Below are 18,845 nucleotides of genomic sequence, written 5' to 3' on the forward strand. Positions count from 1 at the left end.
AAGTCTTGTCAGCCGGATAATGGGCCTTGACAATCGATACTGATTCCAATATATTTTATTTATTGATTAATAAGTGAGGGGCTGATTCTGATTCCGAGGGATGATTCCGCTATTCAAAACCGCAAACAACAATTACTTAGTGCCGCAGCACAGTTATTTTCGGAGTTCGGGTACTACAAAACAACCACTGCTCATGTAGCACGCGCGGTTGGTGTTACGCAGCCTTACATCTTCCATTTCTTCAAATCCAAAGAGGCATTGTATCTCGCCATTCTGGACCAAGCAGCGCAACGCATCCGGCACGCATTCTCTAGGGTGGATGCCCCTCCTGAGATACTTAAAATCGAGATGGGAAATACGTTCGAAAAGCTGCTTGAATCCGATCGCAATGAGATCCTGCTGACGATGATGGCCTATACCATTCCCGAGCCATCGATTCGTGAAATGGCACGCGGCTTTTTCGACCAGATTTATGAGGACGTCAAGAGTAAATTAGAGCAGGCGGGAATCCCAAACGCCGACTTTGAAGCGAGCCAGTTCGTCGGCCAGGGCTTAACGATCGCAGTGTCGGAGACCTTGAATCTCCCGAAGCTGCTTCCCTGGTCCGATCACAATAAGAAATAGTCACCGATTGGCAAAGTAATGAATTCATGCTTTGCCTATCATAAGACTATCTATTTATTTATCTATAAATAAATTTCTAAGGAGTGGGTACATTGAGCAAAAAATCCTCATCTGATCGTCGCTTATCAAGGAATCCACTAGATCTGTTTTTTGCCAAATATAAGTCGGAAGGAATCGTGACTGAAGCTGAAAGGATCGAGGGCAATATGAGGCGGATCCGCATCCGCTCCGAGGAACTGGATCAGCTGTCTTATCAGCCAGGTCAACACGTTCGAATTCAAATTCGAGATCCATTATCTCTGTATGGGATTCTACGTCCCTCGGAGACACTTCGAACCTACACGATTTGGGATTATACCGTTCCAGCTTGTTCTTTTGAGCTGAGAATTCATCTCTACGACGGCGATGGAATCGGCTTGAACTGGGCGCGTCATGTCAGCCCAGGAGATCACGTTACGTTCTGGGGGCCAATGGGCGATTTCGTTATACAGCCTGCACCCTATTATGTGTTCGCAGCCGAGGAGACGGGTTCGGTAGCGACTGGTGCGATGATCCGATCGCTAGCGCCATCGGAAATAGTATACGGCGCATTGGAGTTCGCTTCGGAGCGTGACGAAATGCCGATACCGGGAGCTGAACATTTGCAACGCGTATATCGGAACGGCGACTCCCCGGTTTCCTCCCGCAAGCTGCTTACGGCCATAGAGAAGCTTGATCTTCCCGCTCTTCCGGGCGCAGCTTATGTTGCTGGCGAGGCACAGACCTGTGGTTTGATCATGCTGCATCTCATTCGCGAGAGAGGCTGGCCTCGAAATGCTGTGAAGGTTAAGCCGTTCTGGACCCCTGGCAAACGCGGACTGCATTAAAAAACATAGGCAATAGGTATTGAAGGCTTCAATTCAAGGTGAAACGGCTTCGCCTGAGAGTTTTGCTAAGCAAAACTGGCTTCGTAAGCACACGGCGCAGCGCGTTTCATTCCGGAGAAATACAAGCCAAGTAGATAAGGAGAATCATATACTCTTGTATTTTAATAAAAGGAGTGACGTTTCATGTTTACTACTGTTCGTATTCGATTGCTAGTCATTACTTGCTCTGCACTGTTCATGGCGATGCTTGACAATCTTGTCCTTAGTGTTGCTCTCCCTACAATTCAGCAATCCTTGCAAGCCACTCTTGCAGATCTGCAGTGGTTCATGAATGCGTATATGTTTACTTTTGCCGTCCTGTTGATTCCGTTCAGTATGATAGGAGATCGATACGGGAGGAAGAAAGTGTTCCTCACTGGTTTGCTCATATTTACAGTCGGTTCGGCGCTGTGCGCGCTGAGCAGCAGTCCTGTTCAGCTCATTCTGTCACGAGCCATTCAGGGGATTGGCGGTGCTGCGATCGTCCCTCTCAGCTTGACGCTGGTCAATGTTGCATTCCCCGATGATAAGCGGGCGGCAGCTCTTGGCATATGGTCCGGGATATCTGGCCTCGGGCTATCGGTTGGACCGTTGATCGGGGGCTTCATCGTTGAAGGGATGCCGTGGACATTTATTTTCTGGGTCAATGTCCCCATAGGCTTGGTTGCTTTCGTGCTCGGGCTATATTGGTTGCCGGAATCGAAGGGCGAGCGAAAACCGCTCAACCTTCCTGGGGTTGCGCTGCTTTCCGCCGGTTTGTTGGGCATTGTGTACGGTCTGGAAGAAAGCAACCAGGCCGGTTGGGTGTCTCTGGACACGATTCTGCCATTGACCACAGGGATGGTAATGCTTCTCCTGTTCTTCTTATGGGAACGTAAGCGGCCGATCCCCTACATCCGATTCGAATTATTCCGCAGCAGATCGTACACGGCGTATGTACTCGGTGGCTTTTGGATGCTTGCGGGGATATTCGGAGCCATTTTCTTGCTATCGTTGTTTCTCCAGCAGGGGCAAGGTTACTCCGCGTTGGAAGCTGGTATTCGTACCATGGCATGGACCGCTTGCACCATGATCGCAGCACCGCTTGCCGGAATCGCTATTACCCGATTCGGCACACGGAACGTCCTGTCCGTTGGTTTGCTCATGCAAGCCATCGCTTTAGTTGGATTCGGCTTGCTCATTCTTAAACAGGGAACCAGTTTCCCGTTCCTGTATCAGGCACCGCTATTCATGATAGCCGGTAAGGGAATGGGGCTCAGCTTTACTCCGCTCGCCCATGGTGCCCTCACTTCTGTACCGGACCAATCGGCCGGCGAGGCAAGTGGTGTGAGTAATGCAACCCGCGAGCTCGGCGGTGTGTTCGGTATTGCGATTGTCGGGATCTTCTTCAGCATTGATCCCGCAACAGCAACACCGGCTGATTATGGCAGAGAGATTGTGCCGGCTCTTCTCGTGTGTGCCGGCATACTCGGACTTGGTTTGCTGACCGTGCTGCTCGGCACTCGAAAGAAAAGCGAAACAGGAGTGTCGGAAGCTAAAACGCTCAGATAGCGGTGTTACCAGCCGTTGCTCACGACAATCCTGTGGTTTCTGTGGATTGTCAACATTAATTCGGACAGCTTTTTTAAGGGCTGCTTGGCGGTACTGAACACACCCACGTAGAGGGAAAGCCCGCCACGCTCGGGGGAGGGAGCGCTTCGGTTAAGGAGACAGGGAGCAGGCCGGGCGTGGTGGGCGAAGCGATGTTTGTGGCACGCGAGTCTTTGTGCTTTCGTTTCCAATATTTCAGTTGATCAATGCTGACGGCATGCGCACGTTGTTCTCTTGAAGACATACAGGTTCCTCCTCATTTCGTTCATTACCTGTATGTTCTCATACGCGTAGGCTCACTAAAAAGTGTATTCGCTTTGACGCTTATGAACACAAATCCCCAAATCAGTAACGTAGTAGGTATGGAAATCAGCAACCGTAAAGTTGTATACCTTAACCGGCTCTTCATGCCTAGCAATCTTGATATTGTCAATCGTCAAGGTATTCCCGTTACTCTGCTGTAACTTGTCCCCCACCTGCAAGTCCGCCGCTAGTACCCAACCCTTACCTTCAACCCAGAATGGATGATTGTCGGTTGTCTCAATGACTTGGTCGCCTACGGTAAGTTCGTAGATGATTTCCTTATCATTTCGATACAAATGCGTGACTTCCTTGTAGGCAATCTCACCAGTCTCCTCATCCTTGGAAAGAACCCTATCTCCGACTTCAATGTCTTCAATATTTTTCTCCCCTTCGTCTGTCAACACTTTGGTTCCCGCAGCAAAACAGTTGCATCCTCTTGCAAATCGATGGGTTCCATTAGCAATTGCAGATGTGAACTCCCTAGTCATTTTTTGAGGCTTATAATCTCAACTTTCGCAGAGTCAAAATCGTCTTAGCATTAGGTGTAGCCGACATTCCGCATGAATAAAGTGGTAAATCGGAATTAATAACGAAGGATATCTATCCGTTCACCTCGAAAATAGTAAGAAACACGTCGAAGAACGGGGAATTTACATGCAATTTGAGAATATGGTATCGATCTCGGCGGGACCGACTCAATTAATCGCCGCGCTTTGTGATGAAATCGGATTGGAAGACCTCATCAATGACTCGCTCGCGTGGGGTCCGGCTTACTGTAAACTTTCGCCCGGCACGCACATCAAAGCCATGGTCATCAACATCCTCTGTTCCCGGATGCCGCTCTATCGCATCTCGGAGTTCTATGCGACCCAGGATGTGGAGCAGTTATTTGGCGCAGGTTGTGACGCGGCCGCCTTTAACGACGATGCGCTCGGGCGTACGCTTGATCGCCTGTTTGAAGCCCAGAGCTGGAAGGTATTCTCCGTATAACGCCCGATTGATTCGGTACTGGGTGGGGGGGTAAAAGAAAGACCTTGAGGATTGACGCCCCCAAGGTCTGTTAACTATTCTAGTATTTGATTGGCAATCTCAATACATTCCGATTTGTCCATATCAAATACTGTTTTTCCGAAGCTCTCAAGAAAGAGACTATAAATAAATTCTGCTAATTGGTTCACGTTCTTTGGTGCTTCAAGAAACTGGGTAATCGAATCAATTTCTTTACTATATTCATCCGGAGGAAATAACGGCAATAAATTAATTGGGTCCCAATCATTAATTATTTTCGCAACTTTTTCAGACAAGCTATTCATATAATCTCCTCTCAAAATAATTATTTCCGATACAAGGTATTGACTAAAGATTGCATCTTTTCGTCAAAATCGTGTTTGTGCATTACAGTTACCAAAGTTCCATCCTTTGCAACGACAGCAGCACCGTCCTTTGTTACAAAGAGAAACTTCTTGCCACCATCTTGGGACAGTGCTTTGCCAGTTCTAACCCAATCATTAACCATATCAGTGGTAACACCTCGTTCCAACATACGATCAAATCCATGTTTTGTCTTATTACCCCAATTAACCTTTATTCCAGGGTTATTTGCAAGTATTCCTTGTTTGCCAAAGTCGGTCCCAATACTGCAAGCATTATGTGTCCAAATTCCGAGATTGGAAACAAAGTAGGTATGGAAGTCCTTAACCATAAAATTGTAAACAGTGGTATGTTCCTTCTTAACCTCAATCTTCTCAATGGCTAATTCCTTACCATCAGAGGTTGTCAAAACATCGCCCACCACAAGGTTCTTGGATTCCACCCAACCCTTGCCTACAATCCAAAATGGATGTTCATCAGTTGTCGTAATGACTTCGCCGCCGACAGTAATATTATACGTTTCCTCAACATCACGTTGGAAGAGCCATTCGACTTCCTTATAAGCCATCTCGCCTGTCTCATCATCTTTGGCTAAGACTTTATCCCCTATCTCAATTTCCTCGATAGGTTTCTCCCCTTCGTCTGTGAGAATCTTCGTGCCCGCTGTAAAGCAATTGCAACCGGATTTTTTCACTTTGGATAATGAATTGCCCAGTTTCGGCGCAACTTTGGTTATCATTTTGATGGCAGTACTGCTTCCCGTAGCCATTAGAAGCACATTACCTAATTGCTTTCCATACTCCTCTACCTGCGCATCGGTTGGTTTACCGGTCCACACCAGCTTTGAATGCTTGATTAAGTAGGCAATAGGCTCAGCAGCCGCAGCGCCAATGGCTTTGCCTAGCTCTACTAACGAAAGGCTCCCGTTTATTAATGCCTTGCCTAACTCATACATCGCTACAGGAGATTTTATAATATCCATGATCGCCGAACCTACAGCCTTGCTTACCCCTACACCAAGATTATCAATTTGTCGCCACCCCAGATGACCAGTTGGATTAATAAACATCAAAGGATTAATCTATTTTTAACGAGGTAAGAACCTCTGCTGTTTACGAAATTAGACCGACGAATCGGTAATAAATATCAATTCCGTGTACTCACGTACCCGTTCTAAAAATCGAGTCGTGTTTTCTCGCTTGCTCTCAGCCTGGTTAAGCTGATCCTTCAGCAGCTTGAGCAGCTCCTTCAGTTGATCTTGCTCTGCTGTAAAATCTCACGATAACGCCGCATACTGCTCGTCTGTGATCCTCCCTAAAGCATTGTCCTCATAAAGCTTCCGCTGAATGGTTTGCAACTCACTTTCCCGGCTGTTCAACCTGACGCGCTCCTTCATGGCAGCTCGCCATTGCTTTTTCTGCTGGGTCTGGCTCAACGTGGCAAGCTTCTCCGCAAAGGCGCTTTCCATCTCCTTGGCGGTCTGCGCGTGTCGCCGGATGTCGGCCAATACAATCTCGTAGATATCCACATAGCTGATGTAATGGAAGCTGCAATACGCTTTGCCGCGCGTCAGCGACTGATTGCAAGCGAAGCTGCCGCGACCGCCTTTACCGCCGCTGGTCTTGCTGCTGCCTCGGTGAGCGAAGGACAAGCCTTGGCCGCAGGTCGAGCATTTCAGCAATCCGGCGAAGATCTGATGCTCGCCCTCTTTGGTTGGACGCTTCCTCACCCGAATGACCTTCTGTGCCAAAGCAAAGGTTTCCTCGTCAATCAGCGGCTCATGCGTATGCCGAACCTCAATCCATTCGTCCTCGGGCACGGCGACGACCCGCTTTTTCTTGAAGGAGGGCTTGGTTGTCTTATGGCTCACCATATGCCCCATATGCGCCTTGTTCTGGAGAATGGCCTTGACGGTCGTTGCGCCCCAATCGTACGGATGCCGGGCATTGACGACCTTCAGGTATCGCTGATGCTGCTCCGCCAAGTAAGCGCGAGGAGTGAGAACACGATCTGTCCGCAGCAGTCTGCCAATTTTAAAGGGACTGTGACCTTCCACCGCTAATCGGAAAATGCGTTGCACAATCGCGGCGGTCTTTTCATCGGGAATCAGCTTATGCTTGTTCTGCTCGTCCTTGCGGTAGCCGTAGGGGGCAAAGGCTCCCGTGTAATCGCCGTTTAACGCCCGCTGCATGAGGCTTGATGCTTGAGGCCAGTTGACGATTATATTCCGGATAGCGTAGCCGTATCGCTTCAATAAAGTAAGGAGCGGCTTCGCAATCAAACAGTTCATACGGTGTTAAATATTGAACGCCAATCGACAAATGCGGATGGAACCTCCGGTTTGCCAAGCAGACAGCCCTTCCGGCTTGATGCCGCCATCGGAAAAGTCGAACAATTCCTGAATATGGGCGCGGGTATCCTTCGACAAGCCCAGTGTGTAAAACAATGCGCAATGGTAGCTGTCGGTACAACGACGCTCTGCTAACATTCGGTAGTAGAAGGCTTCGTGCTCGGAATCGTGAAAAACGGGCGGCTTCATGTTATCGCTCTCCTCTCAAAATAAAACGGTTAGTCGAAGGGCATCCTGATTGGAGCCTTCTACTAACCGTTTCATTTTTGAACCCGAATCGGGCACCTCTGTAGCAATCACGCAACTATTTATAGCGATCTCTGGCTTGAATCCATATTCTCTCCCGATTCGGCGGATTGATAAGCATTCAGGAGCTGATCCAATTCTCTTGATTTTTCAAGCACCGCATGACTTTGAAGGCCAAAGTGCAGTGCTTTCTCATTCAGTTCTCTGCGGACGCGTTCAATATGTTTTAGAAGTTCGTTTGCTCCTTTCATGATGCTATGAGTGTCCTCCTTCGGATTACAGGTCATGCCGCCTCGTTACGTTGCCTCTTTGTCAAATTCATAGCTGGTAGAGCGAACAAGGAGCCGCACTTGGTTATTTACAGGCTTACCTGCTATTTGCCCTGTTCTTGCGCTAGCTTGCGTCGCAGCTCCTTGTATAGCTCATCCACAAAAGGCTCGTCTACGCTCGCATGCTGAGCGGCCTCCATTATGTCCAGCAATTGCTGCACCGATAATTGGCTAAGCGCTCTGCGTCCGCCCTTGTTCCATAGTGTTGTATTGGCTTCCAGAATGACCTCCGCTTCGATTCGCCGAAAATTCGAGATGTATCGCGCAATTTCGTCCGCCAAGGCAAGCGTATCTTCATAGCTCAGCCCTAACCTTTCCCGCCTCTGATAAAGGACAGTCAGGACTGCCATTTTCGTAGAATGCGTTGCAACCATCTCCTTTGTCCTTTTCCGAAAAACCGTTTTGAAGAAACTTCAAAACCTAGCGAGTAACGCGGCAGATGTCCTCAGCTTCACGAAAGGCAGGCGTTTCACCCCAACTCGCTCTTACTCTAAAAGGATTTTCCTGTATAAAAAGGGCGCATACAAGAAATTCTAGTGTATAACACACTGAAAGTAAAGAGTGGATTATCCACTGAACTATACTCATCTTGAGGTGAGTGCCTGTGATCTATGAACGAATACGGAACATGCGTGAAGACAAGGATTTATCACAAGAGAAACTGTGTGAGCATCTGAATATCAAGCAGCGAACCTACAGCGATTACGAACGAGGGAAGTTGGATATTCCAACAGCGCTCTTAATTGCATTGGCAGATTTTCATCAGACGAGCATCGATTATTTGCTTGGTCGCACGGATCAAAAAACGCCTTATCCTCCCCGCGCCAAAAAACGCTCTTGAACGTCACCATCCAGCTTCTTTGAATAGCTCCAATGCTCGACAGCACAGCACCTGTAAATCCTTTGACAAAATTAAGGAACTGGCAAGACCGGGATGTCTCGCTCCTACCGTTTCCGGTTGCATGAGCCTTCACCGCCAACTGGTTCAGGTTATTTCCGATGGCATGACGCTCATGGATCAGCGCGTGATAGTCGAGGGGAGGCAGTGGTTTTGGATTAAAGCCGATAATTAAGGATCGGAATAAAGCTTCCTGAGAAAGGCCGGACTGTTTCATCTGCCGATCCAAGTGATTTCGCTCCTTCTCATTTAAGCGAACCATGATTTTAATATTTCGTAGACTCATAGAAACGCTCCTTTCGATGGAACAAGCTATTCACGCGCGCCGAGTTCACCAAAATCCTCGTCACGCTCGTACTGGACGATGCCACCTCCGAGCTGACCGCCGATTTCGCCGATGTATCTGCCACTGCTTGGTATGCCGGCTATGTCAGCGCGGCGAAGGCGCAAGGGCTGATCAACGGCTATGCCGACGTCACCTTCCGTCCCGAAGCCGAGATCACCCGTCAGGACGCGGCCGTTATATCGTTGCCCGCGCCTTCGGCCTCACGGCGTCGGATGATGCGCCGCCTTCGGCGACGTCCATGCGGCTTATGCCGCCGATGCCGTCCGTGCGGTCGCGCAGACCGGCATCATGCAGGCGCGCGCGGCAGCTACCGTACCCGAAGGATCCCCAACCAAGATGCCCTGTTCGTTTACCGCAGTCATGGCCGTCTTAGCCCAAGGTGCAACGGCACTATGATCAGACCAATGCGCCAGCATATTTGGCCCTTCAGCGCCGCCGGGGACCATAGAAGGGTCCATCATTTGCTGTATGCGGTAGCTCGGTATACGGTCTGTGATTCGCAAGAAACGTCCGAATGCCGGGCGTAAACCATCCGTGGTGTTTGCCAATGAACTCAAACGAGATTTTCAGGCTGATGCTCCATTCATTGACCTGCAGCTTGTTCTGGGTACCGTAGAGAAGCTTGGGGAAAGTAATGAGACGGTTCTTCGCTCCGACCAGGGATTCCATACACTCATAAATCCTGCGCCAAACAGCTACAAGCACAGCATCTGAAAGGCAGCCATTCCAGACGCGGGAACTGCTTTGACAATGCCTGCTTGGAATCATTCTTCTCTCATTTGAATGATGAACAGCTGTATCTGCGAAAACCAAACGATATGTCGACAGCAAACGTCTTATTTCTATATATTACCTACTACAACTAAGAGCATTTCCAGAAAAAAATCGGCGACCTCTCTCCGGTTAAATACAGAGAAGCGGTCGCCGCTTATAATAATGCTCTTTTCTTATTGTCTACTTGCCGGGGATATGATCAACTTGACCAGCCGTATCGTCTTTTAGTTGAGTAGTCGGATCTCCACTACTTCCAAGGTTTAAAAATGGCCATTAAAGCCACAAATAAATAGATCGACAACAAGGTCATAAACAAAAATAAAATCGTCCTTTTTTTAGCCGGATCCTCCGCTTTCTTATATGCGCCAACATACATAAACACGGATGCCAATATGACAAAGGGAATCGGAGTCCCTCTTAACCAAGATGGCAGCTCGGATGCTTCCTTGTATACCTCCAATAGCCTGATCGTCCCCGAGACAAAGCCGGTGAGGCACACAAACATGATTCCTATCAAATATTCAATCGGGTAGCTTCTTCTGTTCTTCCAAAAATAATGCATCATCACGAAAGGAAAACCAAATGTCAACGCAAGAAAAGCTGGTAAGGAAAGACTATCATAAAATGTGCTCATTGGCGCTCCTTCGTAGTTCCGCTATTGTCTCGAGGCATCACCGAGATTATACTTTCACATCCTTAAATGTTCTAGAAGTATTCGATATAATATCCCGGGAATCTTTCTCCATTTTGGTAATTTTTCAATAATTCACTTATCGTTGATATTGGACTGCTTCAGCAAAATATAGTGACACATCAATGGCCATTGAAAGGAATGGTGTATCAATCTTCCAATCCACTACTTCTTTAACAATCCAATCCGGGAGGGTAACTCTTAAAGTATTCATTTCCTCAATAGATTTAGGTACTGTATTCAGTCTTTCTTTCAACCATATCCAAAGCGGACTAAGAGACTCCGGTTTAAAATCAAAAAACTCCTTTTTATTAATACTATTTACTTCAATTGCATCAATCAATATTACCAACCGATTCGGAATTTCATTTATAAACCAGTGAAAGTACTCATACGCTTGATCTTTATTCCTTTCTGAAAAGTCAATTACCTCAAAAGGAGGTTTCATTATTGGATAATTATTCACCAAATTCTCCTCCCCCTGAGCAATAGTTATACATGACATATTTCAAGCCTTTTGACGGTGTAGAATCGTCCAAAGCCTTAAGCGCTTAAAGCACTCTCAAAAAAGAGTCATTACAAGTTTCTCCTCTAGTACCGAACATATTTATCATAATCTTTTTGATCAAAAGGTATAATGTCTTTCTTCCAGTACTCTTTTATAAAGTTGATTAGCCCTCTTCGATCGCGGAGATAAATATTATCTTTAGACAGTTCGCTGACCTGTTTTCCTGTTCCATTTTCAAAGGTAGAAAAACACACAAATTTATATCCTTGTGATCTAGACGATGCCCTTAACTCTACGAAGCCTACCTCTTTAATATCTTCCCATCTCAGAAATAGTACTCTCCGCAATGACTTATGGTGCACACCTGTACTATCAATAGATATTTTTCTGTCAAATATTAAAAAATAGCAACTTATCCCTGAGAGCAAAGTAATCCCACCCACAATAGACAATCCAGTATTCATTGGAGTATCACTTAAAACTAACAATGTCATCGTAAAGGCAAATATGATGAACCCAAAATAAAGCATGTAAAATATGATAATTGATGGGTTTGGGAAAATGAATGTTTTCATTCGATTATCACGATCCATTGGCTACCCCTTTTCAGCGTAAGAAGTTACTAACTTCATTAATTATCGATGAAATGAGACGTTTTTTATAGAGCTTTTTTTGTCGTATCTCATCCAAACCCCTCTTTTTTATCCCGATGAATTTTGTCCCTCCCCCCACCGTATAACTTTGCAAACACCCGGGTACAATGATTGGGCTGTAAAGCGGCTGCAGGCCGCTTCTATAATGAGGGTAAGGGTAGACAAAGGGGGGATTGTCATCTTAACCGAGCGCAACACAGCCATACTTGCGATGCTGCAGGAAGCGCCCGACTATATCCCGCTCCAGCAGTTGATGCAGCAGCTGCATATCTCGAAGCGGACCGTGTACTACGATATGGACAAGATCAATCATTGGCTCAGCACACACGGTCTGGCGCCGGTTCACTATGTCCGCGAACTCGGCTACCTGCTGCCCGAGTCTACCAGACACCAACTCCCCGCACTGGCCGGCCACGCCCGTGCATCTGACTATTATCTATCCCGCCGGGAACGCGCGGTCTGGACGGCGATGTACCTGATCAGCCGCACTGAGCCCGTGTTCCTGCACGATCTGCAGCAGCTACTCGATGTGAGCCGCGGGACGGCGCACAAGGAGCTGAAGAAGCTCACTGCCGAGCTGGAAGGCTTCGGCCTGCACGTACGCTACGACCGCAAGCTGGGCTATACGGTCAGCGGCGACGAAGCGGCCAAGCGGCAAGCCTTGTCCCACTATCTCTCCGCTGTCCTGCCCCAGCTGGGCCTAGCCTCTACCCCCGAGGCCATCCAGGACAAAGTGCACCATCAGCTGTTCTCCTCCCGCCTGCCGTTGCATGCGCTGGGTCATTTGGACGATATCTACGCCCTGATCGGCAATCTCGAAGAACGGGCCAATATTGAGCTGACAGATGAAACCGTGCTCAGCCTGGCTTCCCGGCTGCTGCTGTTTGCCCAGCGGCTCGGCGAAGGCCAGACGGTACGCATGGACGAGGACGAGAAGCAGGCGCTGCGGCAATCGGACTTCTACCCGCTGGCCGCCGAGCTCGCGGAGCAGCTCGGCGGCTTGATGCACATCACGTTCCCGGAGGACGAGATCTGTTACCTGACCGTCCACCTGCTCGGCGCAAGCGTCAACCATACGAAGGCACGCGATCCCGATGGCGAGGCCAGACGGATCCTCACCGCTACCCGGGAGATGATCGATGCCTTCGAGCGGATCGGCTGCGTCTACTTCCAGCATCGGCAGGAGATGGAAGCCCAGCTGTTCCGGCATGTGAAGCCGGCTTACTATCGCATCAAGTATGGGCTCTACCAGGACAATCCGCTCGCAGAAGCCGTACAGACCAAGTATGCGGAGGTGTACCAGCTCACCGAAAAAGCGGCCGCTCCGCTGCAAGCGCTGCTGCGGCGGCCGATCGGCGAGAGCGAGCTGGCCTACCTGGCCATGCACTTCGGCGGCTGGCTGCGCCGCGAGCAGGCGCAGCCCCAGCGGCGCAGCCGCGCCGTCATCGTCTGCGTCAACGGCCAGTCCGCTTCCCGGATGCTGAAGCTGCAGCTGGAGCAGCTGTTTCCCGCGATCGACTGGCAGGATGTCCTCTCGTACCGCGAGTACGAGAAGTATGCACAGCCTGTCGATCTGATCTTCTCGACGGTGCCGCTGCCTGGCAGCCGCGCCCCGGTATTCGTCGTCTCGCCGATCCTCTCGGATGCGGACAAGTCGGCGCTGCTCCAGCAGATTGGCCGCTCAGCGGCAGCCCCGGGCGGCAGCACGATGCCCCACGGGGCGGCGGGAGCGATCCTCGAGCTGGTCAGGAAGCATGCCGATATCCACGACGAAGCCGCGCTCTATGAGGAGGTGAGCCGTTACCTGCTGCGCGGCCAGCAGGCAGCGGAGCACCCGCCGGCTTTGTCGCTGGACCGCCTGCTGACGCAGGAGCGGATCCGGCTGCTGGAGACGGCGGCGGACTGGCGGACGGCGATCCGGGCAGCCGCCTGGCCTTTGCTGGATGAGGGGGCGATCGAGCCTCGTTATGTGGAGGCGATGATCCAGAAGGTGGAGGAGCACGGCCCGTATATCGTGCTTGCCCCCGGGGTAGCGATCGCTCACGCCAGACCGGAGGACGGCGCTGCCCGCACGGCCATCGCCCTGCTCAAGCTGGCCCGGCCTGTCGCCTTCGGCGAGGCGCCCAGACACCAGGTGCGCGTGCTGTTTGTGTTAGCCAGCGCCGATGGCCAGTCTCATCTCAAGCCGTTGTCGCAGCTGTCCCTACTTTTGGGAGATCCGCATAAACGCGAGGCTTTGGAAAATACTAACGCTATTGAAGATGTATTGAAATTTGTGAAGCAAGCGGCCTCTGGATGAGGCGATCCTTGCGAGGAGAGGAGAACGACCGATGAAATTTCTCACATCTGAGCTGATCGCTCTGGATGAAGCGGCATCTGACGCCGCCTCGGCGATCCGCGCCGCCGGCCAGCTGCTCGCCGAGGCGGGTGCGGTCGAGAGCCGCTATGTCGAAGCGATGGTCGCTTCCTATGAAGAGAAAGGCCCCTACTTCGTCCTGGCTCCGCACATCGCGCTGCCCCATGCCAAGCCGGAGGACGGCGTATATGAGGCTTCCCTGTCGCTCGTCCGGCTGCAGCAGCCTGTCGCGTTCGGCCATCCGAAGAACGATCCGGTCGAGCTGGTGTTTGCGCTTGGTGCATCCTCCAGCGAGGAGCATATCCAGATGCTCCGCAAGCTGACCACACTGCTGAACAACCCGGCGCATGTACAGCAGCTCAAGGAAGCCGCATCGCCGGAAGATATTCAACACCTGCTCCACGAATCGAATCAATAGGAGGGTATTAATCATGAAAATTATTTGCGTATGCGGCCTCGGACAAGGCACCAGCCTGATCCTGAGGATGAATGTCGAGAATGTATTGAAAGAGCTGGACGTGACAGCCGATGTCGATCATATGGACGTCTCGACCGCCTCGGGCACGCAAGCGGATTACATCGTCACCAACAACGAGCTGGCGCAGAGCCTGGAAGGCCATGCCGCCAAGATCATCATCGTCAACAACTATTTTGACCTGAACGAAATCAAGGAAAACCTGCAGGCTGCACTATAGTTCTGTATGGCAATAGCTGCTGCAGCAGGCCGGATCGATGGCCCACGCGGCTTACCAAAAGGAGGAACCCAACGTGGATGTGATTTTTTGGATAGCGACGAATATCTTTGGGACCCCGGCGATACTGCTGGGCTTCATTGTATTGCTCGGCCTGCTGCTGCAGAAAAAAACGACCAGCCAGATCATCAGCGGCACCTTCAAAGCGATCATCGGCTTCCTGATCATCGGTGCCGGTGCCGACGTCATCGTCGGCGCCTTGACCGTGTTCGAGCCGATGTGGCAGGAGGTCTTCGGTCTGGAGGCTTCCTCGCTGGGACAGTTCATGGGACAAGAGGCCTTCAACTCGCGGTTCGGCAGCGCAGTGACGCTGGCGATGTTCCTCGGCTTCCTGATCAACGTGCTGCTGGCTCGCTTCACGCGCTTCAAGTACATCTATCTCACGGGACATATGATGTTCTGGACCTCGACGATCTTTGCCGGCATCGCGGTGCACACGGCAGGCGGCGAAGCGGCCTTCTGGAAGCTGCTGATCCTGCTCTCGGTCGTCCTCGGCCTCTATTGGACGTTCCAGCCGGCTGTCACACAACCTTATATGCGCAAGATCACCGGCAACAACAATATCGCGCTCGGCCACACTTCGGCTTCGGTCGCCTTGCTGGGCGCATGGCTAGGCAAGCTGCTGGGCAATAAGGAGAATGATTCGGAGAAGATCAAGGTGCCCAAGGGACTGGAGTTCCTGCGCGACCCCAACGTCATCACGGCGCTCAGCATGGGGACGCTGTTCCTGATCGGCGCGATCATCATCTCCCTGAAAAATACGCCCGCCGCAGCTGAGCTCGTCGCCCTCTCAGGCGATCAGAACTTCATCATCTACTCGATCATCCAGTCGCTGACCTTTGCCGGCGGCATCGCCATCGTCCTGATGGGCGTGCGGATGTTCATCGGCGAGCTGGTACCGGCCTTCAACGGGATCGCCACGCGGCTCGTCCCCGGCGCCATCCCGGCGCTCGACTCGCCGGTCGTCTATCCGTATGCGCCCAATGCCGTCATCCTCGGTTTCCTGGGCGCCTTCGGCGGCGCGCTGATCTGGCTGGTGGTACTTGGTGGTACCGTGTCCTACATCTTCGTGCCGACGATGATCGTCCTGTTCTTCCACGGCGCGACAGCCGGCGTGTTCGGCAACTCGACCGGGGGCGTGCGCGGCGCGCTGCTCGGCGGCTTCATCACAGCGACTGTGGTCGCTTGGGGCCAGTATGTCATGGTCCGCTTCCTGATCTCGTCCACGGTGCCGGATACGGCGATGTGGGCGGCGGATTCGGATATGTTCATAATTGGACCTATAATTCGGTTTTTGTCGCAGCTGCTTTTTTGAGATTAAGGGCGTCAGGACTACGAGGAGAGGGGCCTTGCGACCGCTGTTGTCTCCAGATTTCTTGATTTTTAACCACCGATGTGGTTGAAATCCGGAGACAAAGGCGGGCACTTCGTTTCTCCAGGCTCCCTCTCCTCTTCGTCCCTTTGCCGAATCTCAATACCAGTTGCAAGACAAAATACTCATATAGGGATGGAGAAGTAAGGAGGGAAATTCATGAGCTTTATACGTACGCTGGATGGGGACATCGATCCGTCGGAGCTGGGGTTTACTTATTCGCATGAGCATATTGTGTGCCGTCCCGCCTACTGGGCGGAGCGCGATGCGGATGATCTGCTGCTGGACGATCCGGCCAAGTCCGAGCTGGATGTACGGGCGTTCCAATCGCATGGCGGCCAGGCGATCGTCGATGCGACGGCGGTCGACTACGGCCGCGACGTGCCCGCGGTCTACCAGATCTACAAGAATACAGGCGTCAAGATCGTCGGCACGGCCGGCTTCAACAAGAGCTTCCTATGGGATGCCAAGATCAAGGAAGAGCTGAAGCCGCTGATCGGCAACTACGAGACGTATGCGCAGTGGATCGACGAGAGTACGGTTAACCAGCTCGCCGACTTCGTCATCCGCGAGGTCGAGGAAGGGCTGGAGGGTACGCCATTCAAGGCAGGTCAGGTCAAATTCGGCACGGGGTACAACCGCATCTCGCCGCTGGAGATCAAGACGCTGCAGGCGGTCGCCCGCGCCCATCATGAGACCAAAGCGCCGGTCCATTCGCACACGGAGGTCGGTACGATGGGGCTGGAGCAGCTCGAGCTGCTGCGGCGCGAGAAGGTCGATCTGCATTACCTCAGTCTCGGTCACATGGATCGCAATCCCGATCCCTACTATCACGATCAGATCGCCCGCACCGGCGCTTACTTAAGCTTCGACGGGATCGGCAAGATCAAGTACGCGCCGGAGAGCACGCGGATCGAGCTGATCCTCTCGCTGGTACGCAAAGGCTACGAGGATCAGATCCTCGTCAGCGGCGACACCGCCCGCAAGACGTATTACAAATATTACGACCACGGGCTCGGCCTGGAATATATCATCGGCACCTGGGTGCCCCGATTCATCGAGGAAGCCAACCGGGCCGGGTTTGACGGCCAGAAGCTGATCGAGAAGTTTTTCATCCATAATCCGGCGGCCTGCTTCTCGTTCAAGCGCTAGCTTATGCTTACGAAGTTAGTTTTCCTTCAGAAAACTTTGAGGAGTGAGCTTATGCATTATGCGGATCAGACCAGTTATACCGTCGCTGCCGAGATCGAGCGCACCCGCTGCGCCATCCTGCCGATCGGCGCCGTCGAAGCCCACGGGCCCCACTTGCCGCTCGGCACGGACAATCTGCTGGCGGAGCGGCTGGCCCAGCGGCTGGCCGAGAAGACGGACAGCGTCGTGCTCCCTACTCTGCCCTACGGGCAGGTGTGGAGCCTGAAAAATTTTCCCGGCAGTCTGAATGTCTCCAACCAGGCGCTCATCCAGATGCTCTATGATATCGGCGAGAGTCTGTACCAGCAGGGCTTCGGCATCTACGTGATGCTGAACGGCCATCTGGGCAACGCGGCCTGCCTGAAGGATGCCGCCCGTCTCCTGTATCGCGATTATCCGGCGCTGAAGGTCTACTATTTCTTCTACCCCGGGTCCAAGGAAGCGATCGCGGAGGTGCGGGAGACGCCATCGGCGCACGGCACCTACTTCCACGCCTGCGAGCTGGAGACGTCCTACATGCTGTATCTTGCCGAGGAACACGTCGATATGTCCAAAGCGATCAGCGATATCCCCCGGATCACCGTGGAGGACGACTGCACGCCTACCCCGTGGGAGCAGTTCACCTCGACAGCGGTGCTGGGGGATGCGACGCTGGCGACGTGGGAGAAGGGCGAGCGGATCATCGAAGCCAGTCTCCGTACGATGACTGACATCGTGCTGCGCGCCAAGACGGAGCTGGCGGAAGGCAGCAATAGCAAGGAGGAGGAACAGCGATGATCGACACGTACTTCAAGGAAATCCGGATGATGCTGGATGCTGTGGAGACCTCTCAGACGCCAGCCATGGAGCAGGCGGCCGAGCGGATCGCGGCATCGATCATGGAGGGCGGCATCGTCCACTTGTTCGGCTGCGGGCACTCCCATATCCTGACCGAGGAAGTGTTCTACCGGGCGGGCGGCCTCGTGCCGATCCGGCCCATCTTCGTCGAGAAGCTGATGCTGCACGAAGGAGCGGTGCGTTCTTCCGAGCTGGAGCGTGAGAACGGACTTGGTGCCACCTTCATGGAGGAGCAGGATATCCGGGCGGGCGAGGTAATGATCGTGCTGTCGACCTCCGGGCGCAATCCCGTGCCGGTCGACGCGGCGCAGATCGCCAAGTCCAAAGGCGCCGTCACGGTCGGCATCACCTCGCTGGCCTACTCGAGGAGCCAGACCTCGCGCCATACGAGCGGCAAGCATCTGTACAACAGCGTCGATATCGTCATCGACAATCAAGCGGTGCCCGGCGATGCGGTGCTGCGGCACCCGAAGGTCGCGGTGCCCTTCACTCCGACTTCGACCGTGATCGGCGCGGTGATCGTCAACAGCATCTTCGCCCGCGCGATCGCGATCATGGCGGAGGCCGGCTATGAGCCGCCTGTCTTCCTGAGCGGCAATATCGACGGCGCCGACGCGCATAATCAAGCCTGCATTGAGCGCTACAAAGCGCGTATCCCGCTGCTGGTCTAACACCTATAAGAGGTTGTTCAAAAAGTCCGCCGTGCTGAACACCGACCTTTTTGAACACGCACTATAAAGGAGGCGTTT

At 52.2% G+C, this 18,845-nt stretch carries 22 protein-coding genes and 3 pseudogenes; 13 read left to right on the top strand and 12 right to left on the bottom strand.

What is annotated here, in order from left to right; translation table 11 throughout:
- Window positions 1-111 precede the first annotated feature (111 nt).
- The 3 genes from ABC336_RS09990 to ABC336_RS10000 all read left to right on the top strand — a co-directional run bounded on the left by ABC336_RS09990 (window position 112) and on the right by ABC336_RS10000 (window position 3,080).
- Window positions 112-624, top strand: coding sequence for a TetR/AcrR family transcriptional regulator (locus tag ABC336_RS09990; protein WP_413242479.1), 513 nt, complete (start codon window positions 112-114; stop codon window positions 622-624).
- Between the two features lie 92 nt (window positions 625-716).
- The gene (locus ABC336_RS09995; RefSeq protein ID WP_413238531.1) at window positions 717-1,490 is read left to right on the top strand and encodes a siderophore-interacting protein; all 774 of its coding nucleotides are present in this window, start codon (window positions 717-719) and stop codon (window positions 1,488-1,490) included.
- 183 nt (window positions 1,491-1,673) lie between these two features.
- Window positions 1,674-3,080, top strand: coding sequence for an MFS transporter (locus tag ABC336_RS10000; RefSeq protein ID WP_413238532.1), 1,407 nt, complete (start codon window positions 1,674-1,676; stop codon window positions 3,078-3,080).
- 338 nt (window positions 3,081-3,418) lie between these two features.
- On the opposite strand, the gene ABC336_RS10005 is transcribed toward ABC336_RS10000, so the two are convergent.
- Window positions 3,419-3,910, bottom strand: a complete 492-nt coding sequence (locus ABC336_RS10005) for a polymorphic toxin-type HINT domain-containing protein (protein ID WP_413238533.1) — start codon at window positions 3,908-3,910, stop codon at window positions 3,419-3,421.
- A gap of 166 nt (window positions 3,911-4,076) precedes the next feature.
- Here ABC336_RS10005 and ABC336_RS10010 point away from each other — a divergent pair, with 166 nt between their 5' ends.
- Entirely contained in the window at window positions 4,077-4,412 is a 336-nt protein-coding gene (locus ABC336_RS10010; RefSeq protein ID WP_413238534.1) for a DUF4277 domain-containing protein, read from the top strand.
- Between the two features lie 74 nt (window positions 4,413-4,486).
- Here ABC336_RS10010 and ABC336_RS10015 read toward each other — a convergent pair whose 3' ends face one another.
- The 6 genes and pseudogenes from ABC336_RS10015 to ABC336_RS10040 all read right to left on the bottom strand — a co-directional run bounded on the left by ABC336_RS10015 (window position 4,487) and on the right by ABC336_RS10040 (window position 8,092).
- Window positions 4,487-4,735, bottom strand: coding sequence for a DUF1871 family protein (locus ABC336_RS10015; protein ID WP_413238535.1), 249 nt, complete (start codon window positions 4,733-4,735; stop codon window positions 4,487-4,489).
- Between the two features lie 20 nt (window positions 4,736-4,755).
- Entirely contained in the window at window positions 4,756-5,862 is a 1,107-nt protein-coding gene (locus ABC336_RS10020) for a polymorphic toxin-type HINT domain-containing protein (protein ID WP_413238536.1), read from the bottom strand.
- Window positions 5,863-6,069: 207 nt separating this feature from the next.
- Window positions 6,070-6,984, bottom strand: coding sequence for a recombinase family protein (locus ABC336_RS10025; protein ID WP_413238537.1), 915 nt, complete (start codon window positions 6,982-6,984; stop codon window positions 6,070-6,072).
- Window positions 6,905-7,332 (bottom strand): annotated as a pseudogene (locus ABC336_RS10030) (DUF6075 family protein). The gene ABC336_RS10025 and the pseudogene ABC336_RS10030 overlap by 80 nt, the downstream one beginning before the upstream one ends.
- Window positions 7,333-7,451: 119 nt before the next feature.
- Window positions 7,452-7,640 (bottom strand): Spo0E family sporulation regulatory protein-aspartic acid phosphatase, encoded by a 189-nt coding sequence (locus tag ABC336_RS10035; protein ID WP_413238538.1) that lies wholly within the window; start codon window positions 7,638-7,640, stop codon window positions 7,452-7,454.
- Between the two features lie 122 nt (window positions 7,641-7,762).
- The gene (locus tag ABC336_RS10040; RefSeq protein WP_413238539.1) at window positions 7,763-8,092 is read right to left on the bottom strand and encodes a hypothetical protein; all 330 of its coding nucleotides are present in this window, start codon (window positions 8,090-8,092) and stop codon (window positions 7,763-7,765) included.
- A 254-nt stretch (window positions 8,093-8,346) separates the two neighbouring features.
- Between ABC336_RS10040 and ABC336_RS10045 the strand changes: the two genes are divergently transcribed.
- Window positions 8,347-8,559, top strand: coding sequence for a helix-turn-helix domain-containing protein (locus ABC336_RS10045; protein WP_108992676.1), 213 nt, complete (start codon window positions 8,347-8,349; stop codon window positions 8,557-8,559).
- A gap of 139 nt (window positions 8,560-8,698) precedes the next feature.
- Here the strand turns inward: ABC336_RS10045 and ABC336_RS10050 are convergent.
- Window positions 8,699-8,902 (bottom strand): annotated as a pseudogene (locus tag ABC336_RS10050) (plasmid mobilization protein); the annotation flags it as partial.
- Between the two features lie 92 nt (window positions 8,903-8,994).
- Between ABC336_RS10050 and ABC336_RS10055 the strand changes: the two are divergent.
- Window positions 8,995-9,123 (top strand): annotated as a pseudogene (locus tag ABC336_RS10055) (S-layer homology domain-containing protein); the annotation flags it as partial.
- An 84-nt stretch (window positions 9,124-9,207) separates the two neighbouring features.
- Here the strand turns inward: ABC336_RS10055 and ABC336_RS10060 are convergent.
- The 4 genes from ABC336_RS10060 to ABC336_RS10075 all read right to left on the bottom strand — a co-directional run bounded on the left by ABC336_RS10060 (window position 9,208) and on the right by ABC336_RS10075 (window position 11,528).
- Entirely contained in the window at window positions 9,208-9,378 is a 171-nt protein-coding gene (locus ABC336_RS10060; protein WP_413238540.1) for a hypothetical protein, read from the bottom strand.
- A gap of 605 nt (window positions 9,379-9,983) precedes the next feature.
- Window positions 9,984-10,370 carry a hypothetical protein gene (locus tag ABC336_RS10065; protein ID WP_413238541.1) on the bottom strand — a complete coding sequence of 129 codons (387 nt, stop codon included), beginning with the start codon at window positions 10,368-10,370 and terminating at the stop codon, window positions 9,984-9,986.
- Window positions 10,371-10,506: 136 nt separating this feature from the next.
- Complete coding sequence (locus ABC336_RS10070; protein WP_413238542.1) at window positions 10,507-10,893, bottom strand: hypothetical protein; 387 nt, start codon at window positions 10,891-10,893, stop codon at window positions 10,507-10,509.
- 125 nt (window positions 10,894-11,018) lie between these two features.
- Window positions 11,019-11,528, bottom strand: coding sequence for a hypothetical protein (locus ABC336_RS10075; protein WP_413238543.1), 510 nt, complete (start codon window positions 11,526-11,528; stop codon window positions 11,019-11,021).
- 205 nt (window positions 11,529-11,733) lie between these two features.
- On the opposite strand from ABC336_RS10075, the gene ABC336_RS10080 reads away from it, so the two are divergent.
- The 7 genes from ABC336_RS10080 (at window position 11,734) to ABC336_RS10110 (ending at window position 18,767) form a co-directional block, all read left to right on the top strand.
- Window positions 11,734-13,887 (top strand): BglG family transcription antiterminator, encoded by a 2,154-nt coding sequence (locus ABC336_RS10080; RefSeq protein ID WP_413238544.1) that lies wholly within the window; start codon window positions 11,734-11,736, stop codon window positions 13,885-13,887.
- A gap of 31 nt (window positions 13,888-13,918) precedes the next feature.
- A complete protein-coding gene (locus ABC336_RS10085) occupies window positions 13,919-14,362 on the top strand; it encodes a PTS sugar transporter subunit IIA (protein ID WP_413238545.1) in 444 nt (147 codons plus the stop codon).
- A 13-nt stretch (window positions 14,363-14,375) separates the two neighbouring features.
- A complete protein-coding gene (locus ABC336_RS10090) occupies window positions 14,376-14,639 on the top strand; it encodes a PTS sugar transporter subunit IIB (RefSeq protein ID WP_413238546.1) in 264 nt (87 codons plus the stop codon).
- Between the two features lie 73 nt (window positions 14,640-14,712).
- The gene (gene ulaA / locus ABC336_RS10095) at window positions 14,713-16,011 is read left to right on the top strand and encodes a PTS ascorbate transporter subunit IIC (protein ID WP_413238547.1); all 1,299 of its coding nucleotides are present in this window, start codon (window positions 14,713-14,715) and stop codon (window positions 16,009-16,011) included.
- Between the two features lie 216 nt (window positions 16,012-16,227).
- Entirely contained in the window at window positions 16,228-17,220 is a 993-nt protein-coding gene (locus tag ABC336_RS10100; protein WP_413238548.1) for a phosphotriesterase family protein, read from the top strand.
- A gap of 51 nt (window positions 17,221-17,271) precedes the next feature.
- Window positions 17,272-18,036, top strand: a complete 765-nt coding sequence (locus ABC336_RS10105; protein ID WP_413238549.1) for a creatininase family protein — start codon at window positions 17,272-17,274, stop codon at window positions 18,034-18,036.
- On the top strand, window positions 18,033-18,767 hold the full coding sequence (locus ABC336_RS10110) for an SIS domain-containing protein (RefSeq protein WP_413238550.1): 735 nt from the start codon (window positions 18,033-18,035) through the stop codon (window positions 18,765-18,767). The genes ABC336_RS10105 and ABC336_RS10110 overlap by 4 nt, the downstream gene beginning before the upstream one ends.
- The last annotated feature ends 78 nt before the right edge of the window (window positions 18,768-18,845 follow it).

The sequence above is a fragment of the Paenibacillus jepli genome (genome assembly GCF_047238105.1).
Classification (GTDB): domain Bacteria; phylum Bacillota; class Bacilli; order Paenibacillales; family Paenibacillaceae; genus Paenibacillus_D.

Bases quoted from the DNA above. Each gene is read 5' to 3' on its own strand.
- ABC336_RS10000 (WP_413238532.1), top strand. From the start codon at position 1,674: ATGTTTACTACTGTTCGTATTCGATTGCTAGTCATTACTTGCTCTGCA.
- ABC336_RS10005 (WP_413238533.1), bottom strand. From the start codon at position 3,910: ATGACTAGGGAGTTCACATCTGCAATTGCTAATGGAACCCATCGATTT.
- ABC336_RS10010 (WP_413238534.1), top strand. From the start codon at position 4,077: ATGCAATTTGAGAATATGGTATCGATCTCGGCGGGACCGACTCAATTA.
- ABC336_RS10015 (WP_413238535.1), bottom strand. From the start codon at position 4,735: ATGAATAGCTTGTCTGAAAAAGTTGCGAAAATAATTAATGATTGGGAC.
- ABC336_RS10020 (WP_413238536.1), bottom strand. From the start codon at position 5,862: ATGTTTATTAATCCAACTGGTCATCTGGGGTGGCGACAAATTGATAAT.
- ABC336_RS10025 (WP_413238537.1), bottom strand. From the start codon at position 6,984: ATGCAGCGGGCGTTAAACGGCGATTACACGGGAGCCTTTGCCCCCTAC.
- ABC336_RS10035 (WP_413238538.1), bottom strand. From the start codon at position 7,640: ATGAAAGGAGCAAACGAACTTCTAAAACATATTGAACGCGTCCGCAGA.
- ABC336_RS10040 (WP_413238539.1), bottom strand. From the start codon at position 8,092: ATGGTTGCAACGCATTCTACGAAAATGGCAGTCCTGACTGTCCTTTAT.
- ABC336_RS10045 (WP_108992676.1), top strand. From the start codon at position 8,347: ATGCGTGAAGACAAGGATTTATCACAAGAGAAACTGTGTGAGCATCTG.
- ABC336_RS10060 (WP_413238540.1), bottom strand. From the start codon at position 9,378: ATGCTGGCGCATTGGTCTGATCATAGTGCCGTTGCACCTTGGGCTAAG.
- ABC336_RS10065 (WP_413238541.1), bottom strand. From the start codon at position 10,370: ATGAGCACATTTTATGATAGTCTTTCCTTACCAGCTTTTCTTGCGTTG.
- ABC336_RS10075 (WP_413238543.1), bottom strand. From the start codon at position 11,528: ATGGATCGTGATAATCGAATGAAAACATTCATTTTCCCAAACCCATCA.
- ABC336_RS10080 (WP_413238544.1), top strand. From the start codon at position 11,734: ATGAGGGTAAGGGTAGACAAAGGGGGGATTGTCATCTTAACCGAGCGC.
- ABC336_RS10085 (WP_413238545.1), top strand. From the start codon at position 13,919: ATGAAATTTCTCACATCTGAGCTGATCGCTCTGGATGAAGCGGCATCT.
- ABC336_RS10090 (WP_413238546.1), top strand. From the start codon at position 14,376: ATGAAAATTATTTGCGTATGCGGCCTCGGACAAGGCACCAGCCTGATC.
- ABC336_RS10100 (WP_413238548.1), top strand. From the start codon at position 16,228: ATGAGCTTTATACGTACGCTGGATGGGGACATCGATCCGTCGGAGCTG.
- ABC336_RS10105 (WP_413238549.1), top strand. From the start codon at position 17,272: ATGCATTATGCGGATCAGACCAGTTATACCGTCGCTGCCGAGATCGAG.
- ABC336_RS10110 (WP_413238550.1), top strand. From the start codon at position 18,033: ATGATCGACACGTACTTCAAGGAAATCCGGATGATGCTGGATGCTGTG.